Raw genomic sequence first — 18,873 nt, forward strand, 5'->3', positions numbered from 1 at the left:
ACGTCAGTCGCGAAGGCTTGTCGGCACCCCGCTCATCAGTGTCGATGTCGCGGCGTTGGCCAGGATGCGGTCGTTGTTGATCATGATCGGCGACGACAGCACGTCGCGCAGATGGCGGCCCATGGTGAACTCGCCGTCGTTGCGGTAGCCGGAAAGACCCGTGGTGCGCATCGCATGCATCACCGTCTCGACCGCGAGCTCGGAGGCCTGCACCTTCAAAAGCGTGATCGAGGACTGGAAGTCGAGCGAGCCGAGTGCACGCTCGTCATGCTCGGCGCTGGCGAAGGCGTCGATGTTGGCGGCGATCAGCGCGCGCAGCTTGGCCAGCGACATCTTGGCGGCGGTGAAGTGCGCGGCGGCCGGGGGCATCTGGCCGCCGGACGAGCGCGCTGCCTTGCGGATGAAGGCCTGCGCGCGCGTCACCGCCGCAGCGGCGATGCCGGCCCAGGCCGACGACCAGCACAGATGCGCGAACGGCGTCATGGTCTGGGCGTGGATCTTGTCATAGGATTCCGGGAAGACGCGGTCGGCGGGGCAGTCGACCTTCAGCTCGAACCCGGTCGAGCACGTGCCGCGCATGCCGAGCGTTTCCCAGCCCAGTGTCCGCTTCAGCGAATAATCGTCCTTGGCGAGCGCCAGCAGCACCTGGTCGGAGGCGGCGGCGTCGGTGGCGCGGCGGGCGATGGTGACGAGACCATCGGCTTCGGCGCCGTAGGAGATCACGGTGGCGTCGCGCATCAGCGAGACGGTGTCGCCGGCGTGGTCGACGGCGGCGGCGCTGGCGCGGATGTTGCCGCCATTCTGGCCCTCGGTGGTCGAGGAGGCGAGCAGCCACTGGTCGCGGGCGACCCGGCGCATCATGGTCTCCATCCAGGGAATGCCATGGCCGTGCCTGATGACGCAGGCGACCTTGGTCTGGTGCATCGCGTAGATCATCGCCGTGGAGGCGCAGGCGCGTCCGAGCGTGTAGCAGATGTCGGTGACGTCATAGATCGAGGCGCCGAAGCCGCCGAACTCGACCGGAACCATCACGCCGAGCAGCTTTTGCTCACGCGCGACCTCGAAAGCCTTGTGCGGGAAGCGGGCGTCGCGATCGACCCCGTCTGCGTCGGCCGCGGCCGCTGCGGCGGTCCGGGCGGCGCGCTCGATCAGCGAAGGACCCTGCTCGAGGAAGCTCGTCTGTGTTTCGTCGACAGTAAGGACCGCTTCACGCACGTTCATACTCGTCCGCCTCCGGTTTGCCGTTCGAGATCGCCAGCGTCATTCGCGACGCCGCTTGAAGCGATCCTCCGGTCATCTTTGCTTGTGAGGCGAGGCTACGGATTTAATTCAAATTCGTCGATGAAATAGAGGGTAAACAAAATCCAATTCCGAACGAACAGTTAAGGTCGGGTTGTCTGCATCCCCCGATTTTCCAGCATCGCGTTAGGACTCTGGAAGAAGCCCGAATTTCAGACAATCTGAGTCATCGTTTACTAAGAAACGCGAACTATTGGTGCGGCCCATTGCAGGACCGGCAGGCCGTGCCCATCGTAACCGGCAGTCCGGTCCAACCCCGATACACAAATGGGAATTTGCCGATGCAGGCCTTCGATACCGATTTGCGCAATCGCATCATCAAGCTAGTGAAGGGCATCCTCGAACAAAACTCGCTCACCGCAGACGTCACGCCACAGACGAAGCTTGTTGATATCGGCCTGACTTCGATGGACATGGTCAATTTGATGCTCGGCGTCGAAGCCGAGTTCGACTTCACCATCCCGCAGTCCGAGATCACGCCGGAGAATTTCCAGTCGGTCGGGACGCTGGAGCGGATGGTTGCGACCCAGCTGCAGCCGGCGACGGCGGCTTAGTTCGGGCGCACAGCTCCTTCCACGGCGTCGTCCCTGCTTAGTGCGCAATCGCTGCTCACAGCGCCAGCATTACTGCAGCAGCCCGTTCCAAAACCGCCGCAAAACTGGCATAGCTTAACCATGTCACATGTAGCGGACAGGGTGGAGCAGACATGGCGCAGGCGGTATTGGGCATCATCGGGGGCTCCGGAATCTACGACCTGCCGGGTCTCGAGGGCGCGCGCGAAGAGGTGATCGAGAGCCCCTGGGGAGAGCCCTCTGCGCCCTTGCGGCGCGGCTCCATCGCCGGTCTGCCGGTCGTGTTCCTGCCGCGGCACGACAGGGGTCACCGGCTGTCACCCTCCGACATCAACTATCGCGCCAATATCGACGTGCTCAAGCGCGCCGGCGTCACCGATTTGATTTCGCTCTCGGCCTGCGGTTCCTTCAAAGAGGAACTGCCGCCGGGCACTTTCGTTCTCGTCGACCAATTCGTTGACCGTACCCACAAGCGCGAGAGCTCGTTCTTCGGCCGCGGCTGCGTCGCGCATGTGTCGATGGCGCACCCGGTCTCGCCGCGGCTGCGCATCCATCTCGCGGCAGCGGCCGAGGCCGAGGGCATCGCGATCGCGCGCGGCGGCACCTATGTCTGTATGGAAGGGCCGCAATTCTCCACTTACGCGGAAAGCATGACCTACAAGACGCTTGGCTATTCAGTGATCGGCATGACCAACATGCCCGAGGCGAAGCTCGCGCGTGAGGCGGAGATTTGTTACGCTACCGTCGCGATGGTGACGGATTTCGACTGCTGGCATCCCGACCACGATGCCGTCACCGTGCAGGATATCATCCGCGTGTTGAACTCGAACGCCGACAAGGCGAAGGCACTGGTGGCGCGGCTGGCCAAGGAGTTCCCGCGCGAGCACGAGCCGTGCCCGATCGGTTCGGACCGCGCGCTCGACAGCGCGCTGATCACGGCGCCCGAGGCACGCGATCCGGAGCTTCTGAAGAAGCTCGATGCGGTGGCAGGACGCATCCTGCGCAGCTGAAGTGAAAGGCAGAATGCCATGAAGGTCGACGGCAAGCATTTCCGCAGCATCTGGCGCGAGCGTGACGGATGGTCGGTCGGCGCGATCGACCAGCGCCGGCTGCCGCATGAATTCATCGTCGCAAGGCTGACATCGTGTGAGGACGCGGCAGTTGCCATTCGCGACATGCTGGTGCGCGGTGCGCCGCTGATCGGCGCTACCGCCGCCTACGGCATGGCGCTGGCGATGCGCGAGGACGCCTCCGACGCCGGGCTGAAACGGGCCTATGACACGCTCGTCGTGGCGCGGCCGACCGCGATCAATCTGAAATGGGCGCTGGACGAGATGCGCGCGGCGCTCGCGCCGATCGATCCGATTGAAAGAGCGGAAGCGGCCTACGCGCGCGCCGACGAGATCGTCGAGCAGGACGTCGAGATCAACCGCGGTATTGCCGGCAACGGTTTGAAGTTGATCGAGGCGATCGCGGCGAACAAGCCGGGCGAAGTAGTCAACGTGCTGACTCATTGCAATGCCGGTTGGCTTGCCACCGTCGATTGGGGCACGGCGACCGCGCCGATCTACCTTGCACATGAGCGCGGCATCAAGGTCCATGTCTGGGTCGACGAGACCCGCCCGCGTAACCAGGGCGCATCGCTCACGGCGTGGGAGCTCGGCCATCACGGTGTGCCGCACACGGTGATCCCGGACAATACCGGCGGGCACCTGATGCAGCATCGCATGGTCGATCTCGCCATCGTCGGCACCGATCGCGTCGCCGCCAATGGCGACGTCTGCAACAAGATCGGCACGTACCTTAAGGCGCTCGCCGCGCATGATAATGGCGTGCCGTTCTACGTCGCGCTGCCCTCGCCGACGATCGATTTCGCCGTTCATGACGGCATCAGGGATATCCCCATCGAGCAGCGCAGCGGCACCGAAGTCACCGACATGACCGGCCGCACCGCGGACGGAAGGCTGGAGACGGTGCGTATCGTGCCGGAGAACTCGCCGGTCGCGAATTATGCATTCGACGTGACGCCGGCGCGGCTCGTCACCGGCCTCATCACCGAGCGCGGTGTGCTGAAGCCGGATCGTGACGCGCTGGCGGCTGCGTTCCCGGAGCGCATCGTCGCTGCGGCGAAATAAGCTGTTTGCGAGGAACGTTATTCCGATCCCGTCATTGCGAGCGTAGCGAAGCAATCCAGAGTCTTTCCGCGGAGACAGTCTGGACTGCTTCGCGGCGCTCGCAATGACGGAGTATGATGCGCTACCCCAGCTTCAGCCCCGTCGCCTTCTCGAGATCCGCGATCGCCTGCGCTCCACTCGTTACCTTGATCGTGGTCATGCCCATTTCGCGCGCGGGCTTCAGGTTGACGCCGAGATCATCGAGATAGACGCAACTCTTCGGATCGACCTTCAGCGTCTCAACCATCAGCTGGTAGATGCGCGGATCAGGCTTGCGCAGCCCGATCTTGGCGGACTCGATGACGTGGTCGAACAGCACCATGACCTCGGCGATGTAAAGAGAGCGCCCGGTCAGGCTGCCGATCGCGTTGGCCGGAAGGTTGTTCGTGATGCAGCCTGTCTTGAACTGCGCCTTGATGCGCTTCAGAGCCTCGACCATCTCCGGGCGCAGATCGCCCTGCAGCAGCGGCAGCACGTCACGACCGCGCACTTCCGCGCCAAGCGCGAGCGATTCCGCGGCGAACAGTTCGTCGAAGGTGTCGATGTCGACCTCGGCCCGCTCGAATTTGGCCCAGGCGTTCTCCAGATGATTGGCGGCATTGGTGCGCCGGATGATGTCGGCGGGCAGGCTGCGCTCGGTCTCGAACCGGGCGAACGCCTCGAAGGGCGAGCTCGTCAGCACGCCGCCAAAATCAAAGATCACCGCCTCGATCGTCAATGTCCTGCCCTCGTCAATTCCTTTCCAAGAGGGCTAGCATGCGCTATCGGCAAGAGCCAGCCCGAAGCCTTCCCTCTCCCTTCACCGATGCCGACGCTAAAACGTGTTCCCATGAAGAAGCTTGCCACGTTCATCTCAGCAGCGCTGCTGCTCGCCACGCCCGCCCATGCCATCGTCGGTGGCGGCACGCCGCAGGCCGATGGTGTCGCGCGTGCCGTCGTCACCATCGTCGGCTCGCGCGGCAATTTCTGCACCGGCAGCCTGATCGCGCCAAAACTGGTGTTGACCGTGGCTCACTGCGTGCAGCCCGGCGCCGACTACAAGATCGTCGACCGCGGTGCCGACGGCCCGCCGCAATTGCTGAACGTCCGCACCGTCACGATCCATCCGAATTTCAACATGCAGGCGATGCAGGCGCATCGCGCCACCGCCGACGTGGCACTGCTGCAGCTGGAAATTCCACCGAAGGGAAAATCCACAGTGTCGGTCGGCATGCCGAATATTCCAATTCAGGTCGGCGGCCGCTTCGTCATTGCCGGCATCGGCGTCACCGTTCGCGGGGACGGCAAGAGCGGCGGCACCACGCGCGTTGCCGGGCTCATTGCCACCGGGCAGCCCGGCACGCTCCAGATTCGCCTAGTCGATCCCGTAACCAACGGTGTTCGTGACGGAATTGGCGCCTGCACCGGCGATTCCGGCGGCCCTGTGTTCGAGGACAAGCCGAATGGTCCCGTGCTCGTCGGTCTCATCAGCTGGTCGACCGGGCCGAACGGCGCCGCCGGTTGCGGCGGATTGACCGGCGTCACGCCGCTGACGCTCTATCGCGACTGGATTTTGCAGACCGCGCGGAGCTGGGGTGCGGCACTGTGATTTGACCGCGACCTGATCTATGTCATTTTGAAGCGGAGGCGCGGCGAGTGATCATGCCCGTCGCGGAGGAAACGCGCCGTCCGGTCAAGGGCGGCCACAAAAACAAGCAAGGCATAGAAGCAACAATGAATGTCGCTGTTCGCAGTCACGCCACCACCAAGCAGGCCTCGGAACATTTTGACGTGCTGATCGTCGGCGCCGGCATCTCCGGCATCGGCAGCGCCTATCATATCGAAAAACAGCTGCCGGGTACGAGCTACGTCATCCTCGAAACGCAGGCGACGTTCGGCGGCACCTGGAGCACGCATCGCTATCCCGGCATCCGCTCCGACAGCGATCTCCACACCTTCGGCTACAGCTTCAAGCCCTGGGTCGGGCCGCCCATCGCGACTGCCGAGGAGATTCTCTCCTACATGAAAGAGGTGATCGACGACAACGATATCGCCCGCCACATCCGCTACAAGCACAAGATCAATTCCGCGAGCTGGTCGAGCGAGCAGAATCTCTGGACCATCGAGGCGACCACCACCGATACGGGCGAGGCAAAGACCTTTACCGCAAACTTCCTCTGGATGTGCCAGGGCTATTACCGTCATTCGGACGGCTACACGCCGGAATGGAAGGGCATGGACCGCTTCAAGGGCCGCATCGTCCATCCGCAGACCTGGCCGGATGATATCGATCTCGCGGACAAGAAGGTGGTCGTGATCGGCTCCGGTGCGACCGCGGCGACGTTGGTGCCGAACATCGCGGACACATGCGCCCACGTCACCATGCTGCAGCGCTCGCCGACCTATTTCCGTCTCGGACGCAATGCCATCGAGATCGCCGAGGAGCTGCGCCGGCTTCAGGTCGATGAGGCCTGGATTCACGAGATCGTCCGCCGCAAGATTCTCTTTGAGCAGGACGCGTTCACCAAGCTCTGTCTGGCCAAGCCCGAACAGGTGAAGAAGGAGCTGATCGGCCAGATCAGCGCCGTGCTCGGCCCGGACTATGATGTCGAGAAACACTTTACGCCCAGCTATCGTCCGTGGCGCCAGCGCATCGCCTTCGTGCCGGATGCCGATCTGTTCAAGGGCATCGCCAGCGGCAAGGCCTCCGTCGTCACCGACGAAATCGAATGCTTTGTTGAGAACGGCATCCAGCTCAAATCGGGCAAGGTACTGGAAGCGGATGTCATCATCACCGCGACCGGCTTCAATCTTGCCGCCCTCGGCGACATCGCCTTCGAGATCGACGGCAAGCCGCTCGCCTTCGGCGATACCGTCACCTATCGCGGCATGATGTTCACGGGCGTGCCGAACATGGTCTGGGTGTTCGGCTACTTCCGCGCCAGCTGGACGCTGCGCGTCGACCTCGTCGCCGATTTCGTCTGCCGGCTGCTCGGCCACATGAAAGCCAAGGGCGCGAAGAAGGTCGAGCTGCGCTTGCGCCCCGAAGATCACAACATGCCGATCCTGCCCTGGATCGATCCGGAAAACTTCAACCCCGGCTACATGATGCGCAACATGAACCTCCTGCCCAAGCGCGGCGACAAGCCGGAATGGCAGCACAGCCAGGACTACTGGACCGAGAAGGACGAGATCCCGAAGACGGATCTGGACGACAAGGCGTTTGTCTACGGGTGAGGGGGCTGTTCGCGTAAGGCGGTAAAGCTCGCCACAAACTCCGCTGTCGTCCCGGGGCGCGAAGCGAACCCGGGACCCATAACCACAGGCAGAGGTGGCTAGGGGGATTCGGAGTTACCAACCCGCGCCAAACAACACCCTGTGGTTGGGTCCCGGAACAGCGCTCCGCTGTCCCGGGACGACACCGGTTGTTGGGTGAGCGGCGTCTCAACTCATCACGAATTCCGTCTTGTCGCATTCGCCGCGATCGCCGCCGCTGCAGTGCGGTTCTCCACGCCGAGCTTGGCGTAGATCTGCTCCAGATGCTTGTCGACCGTGCGCGGGCTGAGGCCCAAGATCTGGGCGATGTCGCGGTTGGTCTTGCCCTTGCTGAGCCAGGCCAGCACCTCTCCCTCCCGCGTGGTGAGGCCGAGCTCGCTGGTGAATTCGGGGGGCAGCGCGGTGCCGGACTCCCTGGAGAGCCGCAGCAGGAACTCGTTCGGCGCAGTCTCGCCCATGTAAAAGAGCCGAAGTTGCGGATTGTCGGGCAAGGAAGCTCCTTGAGACTTCGCGCTGCCCCTGGCCTTGGCCTGCTCCAGCCATTGCAGCAGCGATGGCGGCAGGACGAAATCATCGGCCTGTGCGCCGTGATGGTCCGATAGCAGCTTCTGCGCCTGCGGCGTCGCCCAGAGCACGTTACCCTGGCGATTGACCGCGAACAGGAAGCGGCCGGAGACATCGAGTGCGGCGCGCGCGCTCTGGGTCAGCCGGGCATTGCCGAGATGGACGCGGATGCGAGCCAGCATCTCCTCGATCACGATCGGCTTGGCCACGTAGTCGACGCCGCCGGCTTCCAGTCCACGCACGATGTGCTCGGTCTCGGCAAGGCCTGTCATGAAGATCACGGGGACATTGGCAAGGCCCGCATCGCGCTTCAGCCGGCGGCATGTCTCGAAGCCGTCGATGCCGGGCATCACGGCATCGAGCAGAATGATGTCGGGCGTGATCTGATCGATGATGCGCATCGCCGCGGCGCCATCGAGCGCCACCATCACCGTCATGCCGGCGCCGTCGAGCGCGTCGGTGAGCAGCCGCAGCGTCTCCGGGGAATCATCGACAACGAGCGCGACGTCGCGCTTCTTTGGTTCAATGCTCATAAGCATGCAACGTCTTCAATGTGGCCATGTACTGGTCGAGATCGAAGCGATCGATCAGCGACCGCATCTGCGCGACGAAGTCGGCATGTTCAGGATGCTCGCTGCCGATCTCGTCCAGCTTTAACTGGATGCCCTTGACGTAACCGATCCGGCCGAGCCCGATCAGCGCCTCGATGTGCCGTGCCGGTGGCCGCGAGCCGCTCTCGGGCCGCCAGAACGGCACCGCGATCTCGTCCGAGCCGTACTGCCATTCGATCTTCAGGAGCTGGCGGATCGTCTCCATAAGCCGCGGGATGTCGATCGGCTTCATCAGGTAGCCGTCGTGGAAGGGCTGTGCCAGCGGCGCGCCGTGGGCCTCGATCGCGCTTGCCGACACCATCAGGATGCGCGCTTGATGATGGCCGCTCGCGCGCAAGGCCTCGGCGACAGCCCAGCCGTCCATGGCCGGCATCGAGATGTCGAGCAGGAACAGATCGGGCCGGCAATGCTGTGCCAGTGCAAGGCAGCCCGCGCCGTCGGGCGCGCTGAGCAGGATAAAGCCGAGCGGCGTCAGCACCTCGCGCAGGAGGTCGCGATGCACGGGATCATCGTCGGTGACGAGGATGGTCTTGCGCGCGCCGAGATAGCCCGAGACCGGCGCCTCCACCGGCGCGATGCGCTGCGGATTGGTGACCTCCGACAGCAGGATCTTGACCTTGAACGTTGAGCCGGTGCCGACCGTGCTCGTGACCCTGATATCGCCGCCCATCACGCCGGCGAGCAGGCGACTGATCGTCAGCCCGAGGCCGGTGCCGGTCTGCGGCTGCGAGACGCCGAGGGCGCCGCGTTCGAACGGCGCGAAGATGCGCTCGAGATCGTCGCCCTGGATGCCCGGGCCAGTGTCGATCACCTCGAACTCGGCGACGGGGCTGCGGTAGTGCACGACGAACTGCACGCTGCCGGTCTGGGTGAATTTGATGGCGTTGGAGAGCAGGTTGATCAGCACCTGGCGCAGCCGCTTCTCGTCGGCATAGACCACGGCCGGCAGGTGCGCCGGCCGCCTGAACACGAAGTCGATGCCCTTGGCGGCGGCCTGGAGGCGGAACATGCCGACGAGCTGGTCCAGGAACTCGCTTAAGCGCACCTCGTCGCGCGACAGGTACAGCCGCCCCGCCTCGATCTTGGAGATGTCCAGGATGCCGTCGATCAGGCCGGAGAGGTGATCGGCGCTGCGGCGGACGACGCGGACCTGGTCGCGTGGCTTGGTGCTCAGCGTCGCGTCCTGCTCGAGCAGCTGGGCATAGCCGCTGATCGCATTCAGCGGCGAGCGCAGCTCGTGGCTCAGACCCACTACGTAGCGGCTCTTGGCCAGATTGGCGGATTCGGCGACCTCCTTGGCACGTTGGAGCTCGGCGTCGGTGCGCTTGTGCGCGTCGATCTCCTGGATCAGCAGCGCGGTCTGCCGCCGTGTCTCGGCTTCGGCCGCGCGGCGGCTCTGCTGCGCCAGCACGAACAGCCACGCCACCACGCCGATGATGATGCTGAGCGAGAAGAACACCTTCCAGAGCACGTTCGAGACCAGCATGTTCTCGCCATGTACGCTGGCGGAGGTCTGGAGATAGATCAGTCCGAGCACCAGCGCGACGAGGCCGGCGGAGACCACGAAGACGCCAACGTAATGGCCGAACTGCGAGTTGATCCGCGCGTAGATCGGCTGCGGCAGGATCTTGCCGAGGGCCTCGGAGAACTGCGCCTGCGCCCGCCCATGCGGCTTGCAGAGATCATGGCAGCGGGCGTCGAGCGAGCAGCACAGCGAGCAGATCGGACCGGCGTAGGCTGGGCAGGAGGTGATATCCTCCGGCTCGAAGCTGTGCTCGCAGATACAGCACTGGATCGCCTCGATGTTGGCCCAGCTCCTCTTCGGCTTGCGCGCGATGTAGAATTTTCCGTCCGTCAGCCAGGCGATCACAGGCGCGGTGACGAAGGCGACCGTCAGCGCGACGAAGGCGGCCAGCGCCTTCATGGTCGGGCCGAACAGGCCGTAGAACGCCGCGATCGAGACGATGATCGCGAGCGTCATGGCGCCGACACCGACCGGATTGATGTCGTAGAGATGCGCGCGCTTGAACTCCATCTGCGGCGGACGCAGGCCGAGCGGCTTGTTGATCACGAGGTCGGACACCAGCGCGCCGACCCAGGCGATCGCGACGTTGGAGTAGAGCGCCAGCGTCTGCTCCAGCGCCTTGTAGACGCCGATCTCCATCAGCAGCAGCGCCACCATCACATTGAACACCAGCCAGACCACGCGACCGGGATGGCTATGGGTCAGACGCGAGAAGAAATTCGACCAGGCGATCGAGCCGGCATAGGCGTTGGTGACGTTGATCTTGATCTGCGACAGGACCACGAAGATGCCGGTCAGGGCCAGCGCCAGGTCCGGCTCGGACAGCACGTATCGAAAGGCCACGAGATACATATGCGCGGGCTCGGCGGCCTCTTCGGGCGGCACGCCATGGCTCAGCGCAAAGAACGCGAGGAATGAGCCGGCCAGGAGCTTCAGCGCGCCGAGCACGATCCAGCCCGGCCCCGCGCTCATCAGCGCGATCCACCACGATGCCTTGGAGGCGCGGCGGTCGCGCGGCAGAAACCTGAGGAAGTCGACCTGCTCGCCGATCTGCGCCACCAGCGAGAACACCACGGACGAGGCGACACCGAACAGCAACAGATCGAATTGCCCGTTGAGATCGCCGTGCTCACCGGAGAACTTGCGCCATTCCGTGAAGGAGTGGGGATTGGCCCAGGCGATCGCGACAAAGGGCAGGATATGCAGGATGATCCAGAGCGGCTGCGTCCAGAGCTGGAAGCGGCTGATCAGCGTGATGCCGTAGGTCACGAGCGGGATGATCGCCACCGCGCTGATGAGGTAGCCGATCGGGCGCGGAATGCCGAGGCACATCTCCAGCGCGGTCGCCAGGATCACCGCCTCGACCGCGAAGAAGATGAAGGTGAAGGAGGCGTAGATCAGCGACGTCACGGTCGAGCCGATATAGCCGAAGCCGGCGCCGCGGGTGAGGAGGTCGATGTCGATGCCGCATTTGGCGGCATGATAGGCGATCGGCACGCCGCAGCAGAAGATGATGGCAGAGACGACGAGGATCGCGGCCGCGGCGTTGGTGACGCCGTAATTCAGGGTGATGGTGCCGCCGATCGCCTCGAGCACCAGGAAGGAGATCGCGCCGATCGCGGTGTTGGCGACGCGGGCGGCGGACCACCGCCGCGCGCTCTTGGCGGTGAAGCGCAGCGCGTAGTCTTCCAGCGTCTGGTTGGCGACCCATTGGTTGTACTGGCGCCTGACGCGGTCTATTCGCTGCCGCCCTGCCACTTAAACCCCACTCCCGATACGGACCCGGAGCCCTCGCAAATTCCGTACCAAAAGCCTACGTCGGCATTTTGCGGTGCAATATACGCGATCTTGCGTATGCTTGGCCTGCATAAATTCGAGCCATCCTCACGGCACCAATCGCGTGTTCTCGAACAAAAGTGGGGTGCTCATGTCAGACGAAGCAAACAAGGGCCTGTTGTCGCCGTTGCGGCGCAAATTGTTGATGGGAATGGCTGCAGTGCCGGCTATCACGATGCTGCCGCGGGCGTCCTTTGCGCAGGCCCCGGCGACCTCGGCGGTCAACACCACGGGTCTGGCGGTCACCGACACCGAGGTCACGGTCGGCATCCTGCATTCGGCCACTGGCACCATGGCCATTTCCGAGACCGGCTCGATCGAGGCCGAGAAGCTCGCTATCGAGCAGATCAACGCCATGGGCGGCGTGCTCGGGCGCAAGATCAAGTTCATCCAGGAAGACGGCGCCAGCGACTGGCCGACCTTCGCCGAGAAGGCCAAGAAGCTGCTGGTCAACGACAAGGTCGCGGCGATCATGGGCTGCTGGACCTCGGCCTCCCGCAAGGCGGTGCTGCCGGTCATGGAGCAGTACAACGGCATGCTCTATTACCCGACCTTCTATGAAGGCCTCGAGCAGTCCAAGAACGTGATCTACACCGGCCAGGAGGCAACCCAGCAGATCCTCGCCGGCCTCAACTGGATCGCCAAGGAGAAGGGCGCCAAGACCTTCTTCTTCATCGGCTCCGACTACATCTGGCCGCGCACCTCGAACAAGATCGCGCGCAAGCACGTCGAGAACGTGCTGAAGGGCAAGGTCGTCGGCGAGGAGTACTACGCGCTCGGCTCGACCCAGTTCAACTCGGTCATCAACAAGATCAAGCTGACCAAGCCCGACGTAATCTTCACCGACGTCGTCGGCGGCTCCAACGTCGCCTTCTACAAGCAGCTCAAGGCCGCCGGCATCGACCTCGCCAAGCAGCCGCTGCTCACGATCTCCGTCACCGAGGATGAGATCGACGGCATCGGCGGCGAGAATATCGCGGGTGCGTACGCCTGCATGAAATACTTCCAGTCGCTCGACAATGCCAACAACAAGACCTTCGTGCCCGCGTTCAAGAAAATGTGGGGCGAGAAGACTGTCATCGGCGACGTCACCCAGGCCGCCTATCTCGGCCCGTGGCTGTGGAAATTGACGGTCGAGAAGGCCGGCTCCTTCGACGTCGACAAGATCGCTGCGGCTTCGCCGGGCGTCGAGTTCAAGGGTGCGCCCGAGGGTTATGTGCGCATCCACGAGAACCATCACCTCTGGTCGAAGACCCGGGTGGGACGCGCCAAGCTCGATGGCCAGTTCGAGTTGATCTACGAAACCGCCGATCTCGTCGAGCCGGATCCGTTCCCGAAGGGCTACCAGTAAGAAGCGTTATCGGAAAGCGGCGGCATCGTCGCGCTTTCTCCCAGACACCAAGCCGCTCCCTGGCGTGGATCGCAACTCCATGCCTCAAGCCCCCGCGTCGCGAACCTGCTCGTGACGCGGGACCCTTTCCCGACGGAGGACATAGATGTTCGGCGATTATTCGATTGGCGACCTTGGCTCGATCTTCGTCATGCAGGGGTTTGCCGGACTGATCCTGTTCTCCGTCTACGTTCTGATGGCACTCGGGCTCGCGATCATCTTCGGCCAGATGGGCGTCATCAACATGGCCCATGGCGAGTTCATGATCCTCGGGGCCTACGTCACCTGGATGACCTCGAATATCTTTCAGTCCTATTTGCCAGGCCTGTTCAGCGGCTACTTCTTCCTCGCAATGATCCTCGCCTTCCTCGCGTCCGGTGCGTTGGGGATGGTGGTGGAATGGGTGCTGATACGGCACCTCTACAAGCGCCCGCTCGATACGCTGCTTGCGACCTGGGGCCTCAGCCTGATGCTGCAGCAAGCCTATCGTTCCGTGTTCGGCGCGCGCGAGGTCGGCGTCGAGCTGCCGCAATGGATGCTGGGCTCGCTGCACGTGACCGACAGCATCGAGGTGCCGATCAACGGCGTCTTCGTGATGGGTCTCACTGTGCTGATCACCATCTCCGTCGCCTACGTTCTCTACATGTCGCGCTGGGGTCGCCAGGTGCGCGCGGTCGTGCAGAACCGCATCATGGCCGGCGCCGTCGGCATCAACACCGAGAAGGTTGATCGCTACACGTTCGGGCTCGGCTGCGGCATCGCAGGCGTCGCCGGCAGCGCCTTCACCATGATCGGCTCGACCGGGCCGACGTCGGGCCAGCTCTATATCGTGGACACCTTCCTCGTCGTCGTGTTCGGCGGCGCCGCCAGCCTGCTCGGCACCATCGCCTCGGCCTTCTCGATCTCGCAGACGCAATCGACGCTCGAGTTCTTCATGTCGGGCTCGATGGCCAAGGTGCTCACGCTGCTCGCCGTCGTCGGCATCCTGATGCTGCGCCCGCAGGGTCTCTTCGCCCTCAAGGTCCGCAAATAACGAGAAGCAGGCAAGTCATGATCATCAACTCACGCTTCTTCAATCGATCCGAGCTCATGGGCTTCATTGCGTTGGCCGCCGTGCTGTTCGTGATCCTGCCCCTGACGCTCGACGTGTTCCGCCTCAACCTGGTCGCGAAATACCTGACCTACGCCTTTGTCGCGATCGGCCTCGTGCTATGCTGGGGATATGGCGGCATCTTAAGCCTGGGGCAGGGCGTGTTTTTCGGCCTCGGTGGTTATTGCATGGCGATGTTCCTCAAGCTCGAGGCATCGAGCGTCGAGAACACCAAGATCCAGTCGACGCCCGGCATTCCTGATTTCATGGACTGGAATCAGATCACGTCACTGCCGTTGTTCTGGCAGCCGTTTCACAGCCTCACCTTCACCGTCCTCGCCATCATCCTGGTCCCCGGCCTGTTCGCCCTGATCATCGGCACCGCGATGTTCAAGCGCCGCGTCGGCGGCACCTATTTCGCGATCATCACCCAGGCCGTCGCCGCGATCCTGACCATTCTGATCGTCGGGCAGCAGGGCTATACCGGCGGCATCAACGGCATGACCGATCTGCGCACGCTCAAGGGTTGGGACATCCGGCCCGACCACGCCAAGATCATCCTGTACTTCGTCGAGGTGGTGCTGCTGTTCGCCTGCATCGGCATCGCGCAGTTCATCCGCCTGACCAAGCTCGGCCGCATCCTGGTGGCGATGCGCGAGCAGGAGGACCGCGTCCGCTTCTCCGGCTACAGCGTTGCCAACTTCAAGATCTTCGCCTTCTGCATGGCCGCGATCTTCGCCGCGATCGGCGGCGCCATGTTCGCGCTCAATGTCGGTTTCATGTCGCCGTCCTTTGTCGGCATCGTGCCGTCGATCGAGATGGTGATCTACACCGCCGTTGGCGGGCGAATGTCGATCTTCGGCGCGATATGGGGGGCCATTCTGGTGAATTTCGCCAAGACCAGCCTGTCGGAATCTTTCCCGCAACTCTGGCTGTTCGGTCTCGGCGCGCTGTTCATCGCAGTCGTTCTCGCCTTCCCGAACGGTTTGTCCGGGCTCTGGGCCGATTACGTGCAGCCTCGCATCGATCGGCTGTTCGCCTCGCGCAAGGCGAAGACGAGCTGGAGCGAGAACTCGGTCGCCGACGGCGCGCCGGCAGAGTGAGGAGGCCATCATGCTCATCGGTCACCAACCCAAGGAATTCCTGCTCGCGGTCTCCGGACTGACCGTCTCATTCGACGGCTTCAAGGCAGTCAACGATCTCTCCTTTTACGTCGAGGAGAACGAGATTCGCGTCATCATCGGTCCCAACGGCGCGGGCAAGACCACGGTGCTTGACCTGATCTGCGGCAAGACCAAGGCGACGTCGGGTTCGATCCAGTTTCGTGGCAAGGAGCTCACGAAAATGAGGGAGAACGAGATCGTGCAGACCGGCGTCGGGCGCAAATTCCAGACGCCGTCGGTGTTCGAGGACCTCACCGTGTTCGAGAATCTCGAGATCTCGTTTCCGCGCGGTCGCACCGTGTTCGGCTCGCTGACCTTTCAGCGCGATCAGCTGGTGAAGGACCGGGTCGAAGAGGTCGCGGAGATGATCTTCCTGAAGGATAAGCTCAATACCTATGCCGACGAGCTCAGTCATGGCCAGAAGCAGTGGCTCGAGATCGGCATGCTGCTGATCCAGGATCCCGACTTGTTGATGCTGGACGAGCCCGTCGCCGGCATGAGCGTCTCTGAGCGCGCCAAGACCGCCGAGCTGCTCAATCGCATCATCAAGAACCGCTCGGTGCTGGTGATCGAGCACGACATGAAATTCGTCGAGGACATCGCGCACAAGGTCACCGTGCTTCACCAGGGCCAGATCCTCTCCGAGGGCACGATGGAAAAGGTGAAGAACGATCCCAAGGTCGTTGAAGTCTACTTGGGACACTGACGATGGCGAAGTCGATCGCGTCTACTGCGGCTATGACGGTCCACCTCTCCCCTTGTGGGAGAGGTCGGATCGCGAAAGCGATCCGGGTGAGGGGTATCTCTCCGCGCATTAAACTGCCTCTCGAATCCGCCGATGCATACCCCTCATCCGTCGCGGGCTTCGCCCGCGCCACCTTCCCACAAGGGGAGAAGGAAGGCATACCGCGCTTAGGAGCAGATCGATGCTGACAATTTCCGATCTCCACGTCGCCTACGGACAGAGCGAGGTGCTGCACGGGCTCAACGTCAAGGTCGCGCCCAACGAGATCGTCGCGATCATGGGCCGCAACGGCATGGGCAAGACCACTCTCATGAAGTCGCTGATGGGCATCCTGCCGGCGAAGAGCGGCTCGGTGACCATGGATGGAGCCGAGCTTGGAGCCTTGCCGAGCTACGAGCGCGTCGCCAAGGGCCTCGCCTATGTACCGCAGGGCCGCATGATCTTCTCGACCATGACGGTGAAGGAGAACATCGAGACTGGCCTCGTTGTCTCCGGCGGATCGGAAGTGCCCGAGGACATCTACGAATTGTTTCCGGTGCTGCTGGAGATGAAAGGTCGCCGCGGCGGCAATCTCTCCGGCGGCCAGCAACAGCAGCTCGCGATCGCCCGCGCGCTCGCGACCAAGCCGAAGGTCTTGCTGCTGGATGAGCCGACCGAAGGCATCCAGCCCTCGATCATCAAGGAGATGGCGCGCACCCTCAAGCGCATCCGCGACGAGAAGGGGCTCTCGATCGTCGTCTCCGAGCAGGTCCTGAGCTTCGCGCTCGATATCGCCGACCGCGTCCTGGTGATCGAGAACGGCGAGATCGTGCGCGACGATCCGCGCGACGCCGTCGATGCCGCGCAGGTCTCGAAATATCTGTCCGTCTAATCAACCGTAGTAAAAGGGGAGCATCTCGATGCCAGAGACACTGATCAAGGTCGATCTCACCAAGTCGGCTTACGAAAATGACATGGTGCACAACCGCTGGCACCCCGACATCCCGATCGTGGCCTGGGTCAATCCCGGTGACGATTTCATCATCGAGACCTATGACTGGACCGGCGGATTCATCAAGAACAACGATTCCGCCGACGACGTGCGCGACATCGACCTGTCGATCGTGCACTTCCTCTCGGGCCCGATCGGCGTCAAGGGCGCCGAGCCGGGCGACCTCCTCGTCGTCGATCTGCTTGACGTCGGCCCGCTCAAGGAGAGCCTGTGGGGCTTCAACGGCTTCTTCTCCAAGCAGAATGGCGGCGGCTTCCTCACCGATCATTTCCCGCTGGCGCAGAAGTCGATCTGGGACATCAAGGGCCTCTACACCTCGTCGCGTCACGTGCCCGGCGTGAATTTTGCCGGCCTGATCCATCCCGGCCTGATCGGCTGTTTGCCCGATCCGAAGATGCTGGAGACCTGGAACAAGCGCGAGGCCGAGCTGATCTCGACCAACCCGACCCGCGTGCCTGGTTTGGCCAATCCGCCGTTCGCGGCGACCGCCCATGGCGGCCGCGCCAAGGGCGATGTGAAAGCCAAGATCGGCGCGGAGGGTGCGCGCACCGTGCCGCCGCGTGAGCATGGCGGCAATTGCGACATCAAGGATCTCTCACGCGGCTCGAAGATCTATTTCCCGGTCTACGTGCCCGGCGCCGGTCTGTCGATGGGCGACCTGCATTTCAGCCAGGGCGACGGCGAGATCACCTTCTGCGGCGCCATCGAGATGGCCGGCTGGCTGCATCTGAAGGTCGAGGTGATCAAGGACGGCATGTCGAAGTACGGCATCAAGAATCCGATCTTCAAGCCGTCGCCGATCACGCCGAACTACAAGGACTATCTGATCTTCGAAGGCATCTCGGTCGACGAGGCCGGCAAGCAGCATTATCTCGACGTCCACATCGCCTATCGCCAAGCCTGTCTGAACGCCATCGAGTATCTGAAGAAGTTCGGCTACTCCGGCGCCCAGGCCTATTCGATCCTCGGCACCGCGCCGTGCCAGGGCCACATCTCCGGCGTGGTCGACGTGCCCAATGCCTGCGCCACGCTATGGCTGCCGACCGAGATCTTCGACTTCGACGTGATGCCGTCGGCGGTCGGCCCCATCAAGCACATCACCGGCGATATCCAGATGCCGATCTCGCCGGACAAGTAATCGGTCCGCTCCCTCTCCCCGTTCTTACGGGGAGAGGGTTGGGGTGAGGGGCTGTCTCCACACGCACGGTGGCGGCGAGTTGTGAACAGGCAAGAGCGTTTGGGGATGATGCAATGCCGGTCTACGAATATCTCTGTGACGACTGTGGTCCCTTCAAGGACCTTCGCCCGATGGCGGAATGCGATGATCCGCAGAGCTGCCCGCATTGCGAGACCATGGCGCCGCGGGTGATCCTGACCGCGCCGAACTTCTTCTGCATGCCGGCGGACAAGCGCAAGGCGTACGCCGTCAACGAGCGCAGCTCGCACGCACCGCAGACGCTTGCGCAATACAAGGCCTCGCACGGCCCCGGCTGTGGCTGCTGCTCCTCGGGCAAGATGGTCAAACAAAAGAGCGCGGCGGACAGGAAAAAGCCGGCGCGGCTGATGACCAAGACCAGGAGCGGCGCCAAGGGCTTTCCGACGGCGCGGCCCTGGATGATCAGCCACTAACCCACGCGATGACCTCGAACCAATAAAAG

The 18,873-nt window shown here is 63.2% G+C and carries 16 protein-coding genes; 12 read left to right on the forward strand and 4 right to left on the reverse strand.

Annotated elements, in window-relative coordinates:
• Positions 1-3: 3 nt before the first annotated feature.
• Positions 4-1,221, reverse strand: coding sequence for an acyl-CoA dehydrogenase family protein (locus YU9_RS0124675; RefSeq protein ID WP_027575209.1), 1,218 nt, complete (start codon positions 1,219-1,221; stop codon positions 4-6).
• A gap of 359 nt (positions 1,222-1,580) precedes the next feature.
• Between YU9_RS0124675 and YU9_RS0124680 the strand changes: the two genes are divergently transcribed.
• From YU9_RS0124680 to mtnA, 3 genes are all read left to right on the forward strand, one after another.
• Positions 1,581-1,853, forward strand: coding sequence for a phosphopantetheine-binding protein (locus YU9_RS0124680; RefSeq protein ID WP_027575210.1), 273 nt, complete (start codon positions 1,581-1,583; stop codon positions 1,851-1,853).
• A gap of 152 nt (positions 1,854-2,005) precedes the next feature.
• Positions 2,006-2,881, forward strand: coding sequence for an S-methyl-5'-thioadenosine phosphorylase (locus YU9_RS0124685; protein WP_027575211.1), 876 nt, complete (start codon positions 2,006-2,008; stop codon positions 2,879-2,881).
• Positions 2,882-2,899: 18 nt separating this feature from the next.
• Positions 2,900-4,006, forward strand: a complete 1,107-nt coding sequence (gene mtnA / locus YU9_RS0124690) for an S-methyl-5-thioribose-1-phosphate isomerase (protein ID WP_027575212.1) — start codon at positions 2,900-2,902, stop codon at positions 4,004-4,006.
• 121 nt (positions 4,007-4,127) lie between these two features.
• Here the strand turns inward: mtnA and YU9_RS0124695 are convergent, their stop codons facing one another.
• On the reverse strand, positions 4,128-4,763 hold the full coding sequence (locus tag YU9_RS0124695; protein WP_027575213.1) for an HAD-IA family hydrolase: 636 nt from the start codon (positions 4,761-4,763) through the stop codon (positions 4,128-4,130).
• Positions 4,764-4,874: 111 nt separating this feature from the next.
• Between YU9_RS0124695 and YU9_RS0124700 the strand changes: the two genes are divergently transcribed.
• Positions 4,875-5,633: a trypsin-like serine protease gene (locus YU9_RS0124700; protein WP_027575214.1), complete on the forward strand. Its 759-nt coding sequence runs from the start codon at positions 4,875-4,877 to the stop codon at positions 5,631-5,633.
• Between the two features lie 125 nt (positions 5,634-5,758).
• Positions 5,759-7,261, forward strand: a complete 1,503-nt coding sequence (locus YU9_RS0124705; protein ID WP_027575215.1) for an NAD(P)/FAD-dependent oxidoreductase — start codon at positions 5,759-5,761, stop codon at positions 7,259-7,261.
• Positions 7,262-7,476: 215 nt separating this feature from the next.
• On the opposite strand, the gene YU9_RS0124710 is transcribed toward YU9_RS0124705, so the two are convergent.
• On the reverse strand, positions 7,477-8,403 hold the full coding sequence (locus YU9_RS0124710; RefSeq protein WP_036018018.1) for a response regulator: 927 nt from the start codon (positions 8,401-8,403) through the stop codon (positions 7,477-7,479).
• Positions 8,387-11,758, reverse strand: coding sequence for an ATP-binding protein (locus tag YU9_RS0124715; RefSeq protein WP_027575217.1), 3,372 nt, complete (start codon positions 11,756-11,758; stop codon positions 8,387-8,389). The genes YU9_RS0124710 and YU9_RS0124715 overlap by 17 nt, the downstream gene beginning before the upstream one ends.
• 169 nt (positions 11,759-11,927) lie before the next feature.
• Between YU9_RS0124715 and urtA the strand changes: the two genes are divergently transcribed.
• From urtA to YU9_RS0124750, 7 genes are all read left to right on the forward strand, one after another.
• On the forward strand, positions 11,928-13,187 hold the full coding sequence (gene urtA, locus YU9_RS0124720) for an urea ABC transporter substrate-binding protein (protein WP_027575218.1): 1,260 nt from the start codon (positions 11,928-11,930) through the stop codon (positions 13,185-13,187).
• Positions 13,188-13,332: 145 nt separating this feature from the next.
• Entirely contained in the window at positions 13,333-14,259 is a 927-nt protein-coding gene (gene urtB / locus YU9_RS0124725) for an urea ABC transporter permease subunit UrtB (RefSeq protein WP_027575219.1), read from the forward strand.
• A gap of 17 nt (positions 14,260-14,276) precedes the next feature.
• A complete protein-coding gene (gene urtC / locus YU9_RS0124730; protein WP_036018023.1) occupies positions 14,277-15,419 on the forward strand; it encodes an urea ABC transporter permease subunit UrtC in 1,143 nt (380 codons plus the stop codon).
• A 10-nt stretch (positions 15,420-15,429) separates the two neighbouring features.
• The gene (gene urtD, locus YU9_RS0124735) at positions 15,430-16,185 is read left to right on the forward strand and encodes an urea ABC transporter ATP-binding protein UrtD (RefSeq protein ID WP_027575221.1); all 756 of its coding nucleotides are present in this window, start codon (positions 15,430-15,432) and stop codon (positions 16,183-16,185) included.
• A gap of 220 nt (positions 16,186-16,405) precedes the next feature.
• The gene (gene urtE / locus YU9_RS0124740) at positions 16,406-17,095 is read left to right on the forward strand and encodes an urea ABC transporter ATP-binding subunit UrtE (RefSeq protein ID WP_027575222.1); all 690 of its coding nucleotides are present in this window, start codon (positions 16,406-16,408) and stop codon (positions 17,093-17,095) included.
• Positions 17,096-17,123: 28 nt separating this feature from the next.
• Positions 17,124-18,353, forward strand: coding sequence for a formamidase (gene fmdA, locus YU9_RS0124745; protein WP_027575223.1), 1,230 nt, complete (start codon positions 17,124-17,126; stop codon positions 18,351-18,353).
• A gap of 113 nt (positions 18,354-18,466) precedes the next feature.
• Complete coding sequence (locus YU9_RS0124750) at positions 18,467-18,844, forward strand: zinc ribbon domain-containing protein (RefSeq protein ID WP_027575224.1); 378 nt, start codon at positions 18,467-18,469, stop codon at positions 18,842-18,844.
• Positions 18,845-18,873: the final 29 nt, after the last annotated feature.

Source organism: Bradyrhizobium sp. WSM1743, from assembly GCF_000473065.1.
GTDB lineage: Bacteria > Pseudomonadota > Alphaproteobacteria > Rhizobiales > Xanthobacteraceae > Bradyrhizobium.